The sequence below is a fragment of the Dehalococcoidales bacterium genome, assembly GCA_035529395.1.
In the GTDB taxonomy this organism is placed as follows: Bacteria; Chloroflexota; Dehalococcoidia; order Dehalococcoidales; family Fen-1064; genus DUES01.
On sequence record DATKWT010000031.1, the window covers coordinates 1 to 7246 of the forward strand.

The window sequence follows — 7246 nt, forward strand, 5'->3', positions numbered from 1 at the left end:
GTCCCGCGAGGGCAACGACCTCTGGAACGAGATGAAGGAGTCCGGCGTCATCGACAAGACGGTGATGGTCTTCGGCCAGATGAACGAGCCGCCGGCGGTGCGCCTGCGGATAGGGTTGACCGGACTGACTATGGCCGAGTATTTTCGTGATGTCGAGGGCCAGGATGTGCTGCTCTTTATCGATAACATCTACCGCTATACCCTGGCGGGTATGGAGGTATCGGCGCTACTGGGGCGGATGCCTTCGGCGGTGGGCTATCAGCCGACCCTGGCTACCGAGATGGGTGAGTTGCAGGAGAGGATTACGTCTACCAATAAGGGTTCAATCACGTCCTTCCAGGCTATCTATGTGCCCGCCGACGACTATACCGACCCCGGCGTGGTGACCAGCTTTGGCCACCTGGACGGCGTTGTCGCCCTGGACAGGGCAATCTCGGAGCAGGGCCTGTTCCCGGCGGTGGACCCGCTGACATCGACCTCGCGGATTCTCGACCCGGAGATTGTGGGTGAGGAGCACTACCAGGTAGCCCGCGAGGTGCAGAGAGTGTTACAGCGTTACAAGGACCTTCAGGACGTGATTGCCATTCTCGGCATCGAGGAGCTCAGCGAGGAGGACAAGCTCATCGTGGCGCGGGCCCGTAAGATACAGCGGTTCCTGTCCCAGCCGATGTTCGTCGCCGAGGTCTTCACCGGCCGTGAGGGGAAGTACGTAGCTCGCGAGGAGACAGTCCGTGGCTTCAGGGAGATTCTGGACGGGAAGCATGACGCCCTGCCGGAGCAGGCCTTCTACATGACGGGCACGATAGATGATGTCGTCGCTGAAGCTGAGAGGTTACAGGGAGCCGACTAGTGGCTGGTATAAGACTTGATATTGTTACGGCGGAGCAACTGGTCTTCTCTGAAGACGTGGACCTGGTGGTAGCTCCGGGCATCGACGGGGAGATGGCAATCCTGCCGCACCATGCTCCCCTGATGACGATGCTGCAACCCGGTGAACTGCTGGTGCGTCAGGAAGGTAAGGAGTTCTCACTGGCGGTGACCGGGGGATTCCTTGAAGTGCGGCCGGACCGGGTTACGGTCCTGGCCGATGCAGCGGAAAGGGCCGAGGACATTGACGCCGCCAGGGCCGAGGAGGCGAAACAGCGGGCCCAGGAACGGCTGGCCGGCAGGCTGGATGAAGCGGACCATGTCCGCGTGGAAGCAGCGCTGCGCCGGTCGTTGATACGGCTCAGGGTGGCTGAGAAACGGCGGCGGAGAAGGGCGGGGCCCCAGTCGGCTCAATAGGGAAACGCCGCACCTGCTGGTGGATAAGCGCTTAACCACCGGAAACAGCTAGAGGTGTGTCCCGTTCGGCGGACCAGTTGTACCCGGAATTGCAGGTTTTCCACCGGAAAGCTATTCGATGGCGTACAGCTTACCGTCATAGGAACCGACGTATATAACACCATCTACGAGGGCAGGGGACGAGGTAATCTTGTCTCCTGTGGCAAAGTCCCAGAGCTTCAAGCCGTTGGTGGCGTCCACGGCGTAGAGACGACCATCCTCGCTACCGATATAGAGGACGTTGTTCCCCAGCGCCGGTGAAGACCGCAGCAAGCCCCCGGCCACGAAGGTCCACTGTCGTTCACGTGTTTCGAGGTCGACCGCGTGCAGCCAGCTATCCAGGGCGGTGTAGATGGTGTCGTCCGTCACGATGGGAGAAGAAGTCGATGTGCGGCCTGTACCCAGGGGTAAGGTCCACATTATGCCTGATATTGGCGGCGGCATAGGTGCCAGGCGGAATGCGTAGAACTGCAGCCACCAGCCTCGCAGGTCACGCTCCCCGGGCCAGTTCCTGGCCTTGCCGTCGATGGCCCAGAGGTGAGTCCGGCTGTTGAAGTATACGATGCCATCCTTGACTGCCGGCGAGCACGGTACTTCTCGAGTCTTCACCCGAAGGCGGAACCTCCCGTTGTCTGCCTGCAATGCGTAGATGGAGCCGTCCATCGAGCCGACGTACACGATGCCGTTTTCCACCGCCGGCGACGATGCTACGAAGCTTCCGGTCTTGTATTCCCAGACCTTAATCCCGGTCTTGGCATCGAGGCAGTAGACGGAGTAGTTGTCTGAGCCAAAGATGACCGTGCCGTCAGCAACTGCTACGGAGGACTTTACGGGATACTGGGTGTGGAAACGCCAGAGCTCTTCACCGGTATCGGTGTCTATCGCATACAGGTTGCCGTCATTGGAGCCGACATATACGATACCATCGTAGACCGTAGGCGAGGAATCAATCCAGGTCTCCGCAGTGAACTCCCAGCGTTTCTCGCCCGTATCTGCGTCGACAGCATAGAGCTTGAAGTCACGGGAGCCGAAGTAGACAGTGCCATCCATTACGGTAGGAGACGAATGAACCTGGGCGCCCGTGGTGAATGACCATTTCAGGGTCCCCTGGGGCGCCGGGCTATCGGGGTTGATGCTGCCGGTACGACCGAGGTCATGCCGGAACATCGTCCATTCCCCGGGGGCTGGGCTGGAGTTGAGTTCGGGTGATGGAGGCAGGACTACGTCAGTGAAGCTGAATACTAAGAGGAATAAGGCGCCGGCCAGCATCAGGGGGGCCAGTACACTCACAGAGACGATTTTGAACAGCTTTCGGCGTCGACCCCACAGCCCATGCCGCTTCATAATCACAGTGAGCTGCCGAGTGTTTACCGGTTCAACCGAGTAGAGTGAGGCTCCCCAGCAATGCTGGCAGTGCGGGGTTCCCGCCGGGTTTGGCTGCCGGCATACCGGGCAAATAAGCCAGTATTCCGGTTGCTGCTCGGAGTTCTCAGGAGCGGAACCCATTATTCACCTCGGTTTATTATTGGTGGATGTGAGGAGACAACATCAGACTCTGGCTGCGTGATTACTGATGTTCTCATGCATAACCTTATCCCGAAAGTCCGGGGGGTGGTGCCCCTGAGTGGGCGTGGAGTTAAGAGACAGGCTTTCTAGAGAAATGCGGTTGGAGGCAGGCGGGGTACTTCCCTCGTCTCAGACAATCTCAAGGGTGGCTCTTGTGCCAGCCTTGGCGGCCTTCACCCTTATCAGGGTGCGCATGGCCTCGGCGATACGTCCTTGTTTACCTATGACCCTTCCCTTATCATCATCGGCAACCTGTAGTTTGAGTATGATGCCTTGCTCATCCTCTTCTTCGGTAACCTGGACATCGTCGGGTGCGTTGACAATTGACTTCGCGATGTACTCTACTAGATCTCTCATGCTTTCTCCTTGGCTGTCTTGAACTTGTCCATGATACCCGTTTTGGATAGCAGCCGACTAGCTGTGGCCGTTGGTTGAGCCCCTTGCCCAAGCCACTTGAGTGCTTCTTCTTCCTTGATGACCACTGTCTCGGGGTCGGTGAGGGGGTCGTAGTGTCCGATAATACTAAGGGATGCGCCGTCACGAGGCGCTCGGGAATCGACTACCACCAGCCGATAGCTTGGTTTTTTCTTGGCACCCATTCGTCTTAATCTTATTTTTAGCATGTCTGGACTATTATGCGGTATTGGTAACGGGTTGTCAATAGTGTCAGGCTGCCATTGCGGATATTCAGTATCTTCCAGGATAGCATGCTGACATTCGCCGAACGTAAGGTTACCGGCCTGAGGTCCGTCGTCCATCTGGAAATCACTTGACAACGACCCCTGAAAAGCGTCTTAATAAGGCTGCGTCGATTGATACGAGAAGAGTCTGTACTACAAAACCAAGGAGGGGAATCAATGTGGGATGCTTCGAAGTGTGACCTGTGCGGAGATTGCCTGGTAAAGTGCCTCTATGTCGATTATGACAGGGACAAGGCGGTCGCTAATATCAAGGCACTCATGGAAGGCGAAACCGCCGAAATCGTCAGTAAGTGCATCACCTGCTGCGCCTGTCAGGAATACTGCCCTACCGGGGCTGACCCGTTCAGCCTTATCATAAGTGCTGTGGAGAAGGCGGGAATCTTCCCCATGAGTGAGGAAGACCTGGTTACTGGCAGCTTCAACATTCCCAGCGAGGTGATACCCGGTGATGCGGATAAACCTGTCCTTTCAATCTGTACCATGGGACGATACCTCTCCGAAGAGACCCTGGCCAGCCAGCTATTTGAAGGTATGGGCATAATCAAGGGAGGGGACTACTACTGTCTTATCGGGTGGGAGCATTCCGGCAAGGAGAGTCCCATTGCGAGGTACGCACAGAGGTTCATCGACAACCTGGCAAGCGTACAGAAAGACATTGTTTTCCTCCACGATGACTGCTATGCCATGGTGCATGCCAAGAGCAGGGATTACGGCATCGACATTCCCTTCAACTACATGCATCTCTTCGAGTACCTGCGTAACTACCTTAGAGACCATCAAAGCAGCATAACCAGGTTGGGAAAGAAAATCGCCTACCAGCAGCCCTGCGCGTCCCGATACACACCGGAGAAGAATGTCTTTCTTGATGAAATCCTGGAGCTAATCGGCGTGGAACGGCCACCCCGGAAATACGAGCGGGAGACGGCCCTCTGCTGCACCGCCCCGATTATCCGCACCGATGTGGACAGGGCGGTCGAGTTCCAGGAGAAGAACGTCAGGGACGCAATCGACTGCGGAGCAGACGCCCTGCTAACCCTCTGCCCCGTGTGCGACCGCGTGATGCAGCGGCCAACGGGACAGTTTGGTCTGAAGAAAATCTACATCACCGACCTCTGTCGTATTGCCCTTGGGGAGCAGTCCTGGCCGGTTGTGGCCGGTTGAGGCCGGTTGAAGCAACCGGTTGAGAAACCAGTATCTGATATAAAGGCACAGTATCCGGCCCTTCCCAGTACAGGAATGGCTGGCTGCGGAGTTACATCAGGCTAGATGTCGCTCTCAATGGCTGCCTTACCGACCAGCGACAGGGCTTCGTCCTCGTCTTCGTGGCGGCCGCTGGTGCCGATGGCACCAACCACCACGTTGCCCGACCTTACACAGTTGCCACCGTGAATCGGAGTGAGCCTGTGGTCATCGTACCAGACCACGTCCTTGCCGGCCCCTTTGAACCATTGATTGATGTTGCGGGTATCATTACTGAAGCACGCCGCCGTATAGGCCTTGTTCTGGGCCATACGAGCCGTAAGGGCACTGGCGCCGTCCATCCTGGCAAAGCAAATCAGGTTTCCCCAGGCGTCCACCACAGCCACGGACATCGGCCTGGGGTCCTTCGCTGCCTCCTCAATCATGGCCTTGACCGCTTTCTCCGCCTCAGCCAGTCCCAGAGTCTTCTTTTCAATCATACTCCCTCTCCTTCTACCGTATAATACTCCGGTCTTCCTGTTCAGGGTATCGCCCTGCCGGAGCTATCCCGCTAATGTCAGGGCATCAGTCAAGGAGTTCCCTGGCTATCATTTCCCGATGGTAGTCGGCGTCTCCCAGCATGACCTCGGCCGCCTTGGCCCTCCGGTAGTAGAGCGGCAGGTCATGGTCTTCCATGAAGCCAACCCCACCATGTATCAGCATCCCCAGCTGTGTTGTCTGCGTGTAACACTCGCTGGCGAATGATTTGGCCATGGAAACTTCCGCAGCACAGGGGAGTCCTTCACTGATTCGCCAGGCAGCTTCGTAGGCCAGGGAGCGCGAAGCCTCGATAGATACGCTCATATTGGCGCAGTGGTGCTGTAACGCCTGCATGCTGCCGATGGGCCGCCCGAACTGGACTCTCTGTTTGGCATACTCCACCGTCATATCCAGTACCTGCTGAGCTCCACCATTCATATCGACACACAGGGCTACTGTCGCTCTCTGCAAGGCTCTTTCAACATCCCGCCAGCCGTTATCCGGCTCACCGAGGACACTGTCCCTGGATACCACCACGTCTTCAAACACCACTTCACACTGGTTGTCCCGGGCAAGGGTTTTCAGGGGTGTGCAGGTGACCCCGGGAGTCCTGGTATTCACGATGAATACAGTCAGCCCCTCACCCGGTCTCGCTCCCTCTGCCGTCCGGGCAACACACAGCACGTGGTCGGCCACATGCGCATAGGGTACAAACAGCTTGGTACCATTGATGATGTAGCCACCCTGCCGGGGAGTAGCTGTGACGGCAATTGAAGCGGGGTCGTATTCGACGTCGGGCTCACTCAGGGCCAGGGTCAGTAAAATCTCGCCGTTGGCCACTCCGGGCAGGAACTCTTCCCGTTGCTGTTCGCTTCCCACATCAAGTACGTACAGTCCACCCAGTACCACGGTGGCAAAGAACGGACCCGGCAGTAAGGCCCGCCCCATCTCTTCGATGAGGACCGCCAGGTCCAGAAAGCTGCCCTCGCTACCACCATAGCGTGAGGGGAAGACAAGTCCCGGCCAGCCAAGTCCCGCCATCTTCTTCCAGAGCTCGGGCGAATACCCCTTTTCGTCCCCGGCCATTTCCCTGACCATTGACATGGGGCATTCTTTTTCAATGAAATCGCGAGCTGCCTTTCTCAGCATCTCCTGTTCTTCAGTAAAACCAAAATCCATTTTGCCCCTCCGCGATAATGTGGTTACCAGGCTTCCGGCAGTCCCAGTCCATGTGTGGCGATAATGCTCTTCACGTAAGAAGGGCCGGCCCGCTGCACTAGCTGGAGGGCGGCCTGCCGGTACAGGGCCTCCATAATGCCTCTGAGAGGCGCATACTTCTGGCGCGAACCTAGCTGTCCACCCAGGCCTAAAATCTGCATGGCACTATTAACAAACTTAACCCACGCCTCCACATGAAATACCCTGGCTATGGATGCGATATCAAAGATGTCGACTCCTTCAGTCTCCATCCGGGCCATGCGGTACATCAGCGAACGGACCGCCGTCATGTCTGTCGCCATCCTGGCCAGCTTCTGGCGGACGGCGGGACTCTGGCCCAGGGGGTGTCCGTCCCTGGTGGTCTCTCTTACATATTGAAGAAGGTTATCAAATACCCGTCGCATCATTCCTGTTTCGGCACCCTGCTCTTTATTCCAGTAGAAGGGTTTGTTCTCCTGGTAGTACTCCCAGCCCCGGTTCTCTTCACCCAGCAGGTTTCCAGCGGGCACAATTACGTTGTCCAGAAAGACCTGGGGCGTGGTCTGTCCACTCATGGCTGATTGGGGCATAACGGTCACCCCCGGGCTGGTATTGTCAATGACGAACAGGCTGATACCGCGCTCAGGAGGGACATCAGGGTCGGTCCTGGCCATCAGCAGCGTGTAACGGTACGTCTGGGCATCGTGAATCCACATCTTCTGGCCGTTGATGATGTAGTT

9 protein-coding genes are annotated in these 7246 nt (G+C 57.2%); 3 read left to right on the forward strand and 6 right to left on the reverse strand.

Going from position 1 to position 7246, the window contains the following annotated elements; genetic code table 11:
- The coding region (atpD, locus tag VMW13_01845; protein ID HUV43551.1) for a F0F1 ATP synthase subunit beta at nucleotides 1-850 on the forward strand (850 nt) is incomplete at its 5' end.
- Entirely contained in the window at nucleotides 850-1284 is a 435-nt protein-coding gene (locus VMW13_01850) for a F0F1 ATP synthase subunit epsilon (GenBank protein ID HUV43552.1), read from the forward strand. The genes atpD and VMW13_01850, both read left to right, overlap by 1 nt.
- A 111-nt stretch (nucleotides 1285-1395) precedes the next feature.
- Here the strand turns inward: VMW13_01850 and VMW13_01855 are convergent, their stop codons facing one another.
- From VMW13_01855 to rpsP, 3 genes are all read right to left on the reverse strand, one after another.
- The gene (locus tag VMW13_01855; GenBank protein HUV43553.1) at nucleotides 1396-2829 is read right to left on the reverse strand and encodes a PQQ-binding-like beta-propeller repeat protein; all 1434 of its coding nucleotides are present in this window, start codon (nucleotides 2827-2829) and stop codon (nucleotides 1396-1398) included.
- A gap of 189 nt (nucleotides 2830-3018) precedes the next feature.
- Complete coding sequence (locus VMW13_01860; GenBank protein ID HUV43554.1) at nucleotides 3019-3246, reverse strand: KH domain-containing protein; 228 nt, start codon at nucleotides 3244-3246, stop codon at nucleotides 3019-3021.
- Nucleotides 3243-3512, reverse strand: coding sequence for a 30S ribosomal protein S16 (rpsP, locus tag VMW13_01865; GenBank protein HUV43555.1), 270 nt, complete (start codon nucleotides 3510-3512; stop codon nucleotides 3243-3245). Before rpsP ends, VMW13_01860 begins: the two co-directional genes overlap by 4 nt.
- Before the next feature lie 234 nt (nucleotides 3513-3746).
- Between rpsP and VMW13_01870 the strand changes: the two genes are divergently transcribed.
- Nucleotides 3747-4751 (forward strand): (Fe-S)-binding protein, encoded by a 1005-nt coding sequence (locus VMW13_01870; GenBank protein HUV43556.1) that lies wholly within the window; start codon nucleotides 3747-3749, stop codon nucleotides 4749-4751.
- Between the two features lie 101 nt (nucleotides 4752-4852).
- On the opposite strand, the gene VMW13_01875 is transcribed toward VMW13_01870, so the two are convergent.
- From VMW13_01875 to VMW13_01885, 3 genes are all read right to left on the reverse strand, one after another.
- Nucleotides 4853-5269 carry a heme-binding protein gene (locus VMW13_01875; GenBank protein HUV43557.1) on the reverse strand — a complete coding sequence of 139 codons (417 nt, stop codon included), beginning with the start codon at nucleotides 5267-5269 and terminating at the stop codon, nucleotides 4853-4855.
- 85 nt (nucleotides 5270-5354) lie between these two features.
- Nucleotides 5355-6488 carry an acyl-CoA dehydrogenase family protein gene (locus tag VMW13_01880; protein ID HUV43558.1) on the reverse strand — a complete coding sequence of 378 codons (1134 nt, stop codon included), beginning with the start codon at nucleotides 6486-6488 and terminating at the stop codon, nucleotides 5355-5357.
- Nucleotides 6489-6511: 23 nt separating this feature from the next.
- The coding region (locus VMW13_01885; GenBank protein ID HUV43559.1) for an acyl-CoA dehydrogenase family protein at nucleotides 6512-7246 on the reverse strand (735 nt) is incomplete at its 5' end.

Excerpts from the sequence above, each read along its gene's own strand:
- VMW13_01860 (HUV43554.1), bottom strand. The coding sequence starts at position 3,246 with ATGAGAGATCTAGTAGAGTACATCGCGAAGTCAATTGTCAACGCACCC.
- VMW13_01870 (HUV43556.1), top strand. The coding sequence starts at position 3,747 with ATGTGGGATGCTTCGAAGTGTGACCTGTGCGGAGATTGCCTGGTAAAG.
- VMW13_01875 (HUV43557.1), bottom strand. The coding sequence starts at position 5,269 with ATGATTGAAAAGAAGACTCTGGGACTGGCTGAGGCGGAGAAAGCGGTC.
- VMW13_01855 (HUV43553.1), bottom strand. The coding sequence starts at position 2,829 with ATGGGTTCCGCTCCTGAGAACTCCGAGCAGCAACCGGAATACTGGCTT.
- rpsP (HUV43555.1), bottom strand. The coding sequence starts at position 3,512 with ATGCTAAAAATAAGATTAAGACGAATGGGTGCCAAGAAAAAACCAAGC.
- VMW13_01880 (HUV43558.1), bottom strand. The coding sequence starts at position 6,488 with ATGGATTTTGGTTTTACTGAAGAACAGGAGATGCTGAGAAAGGCAGCT.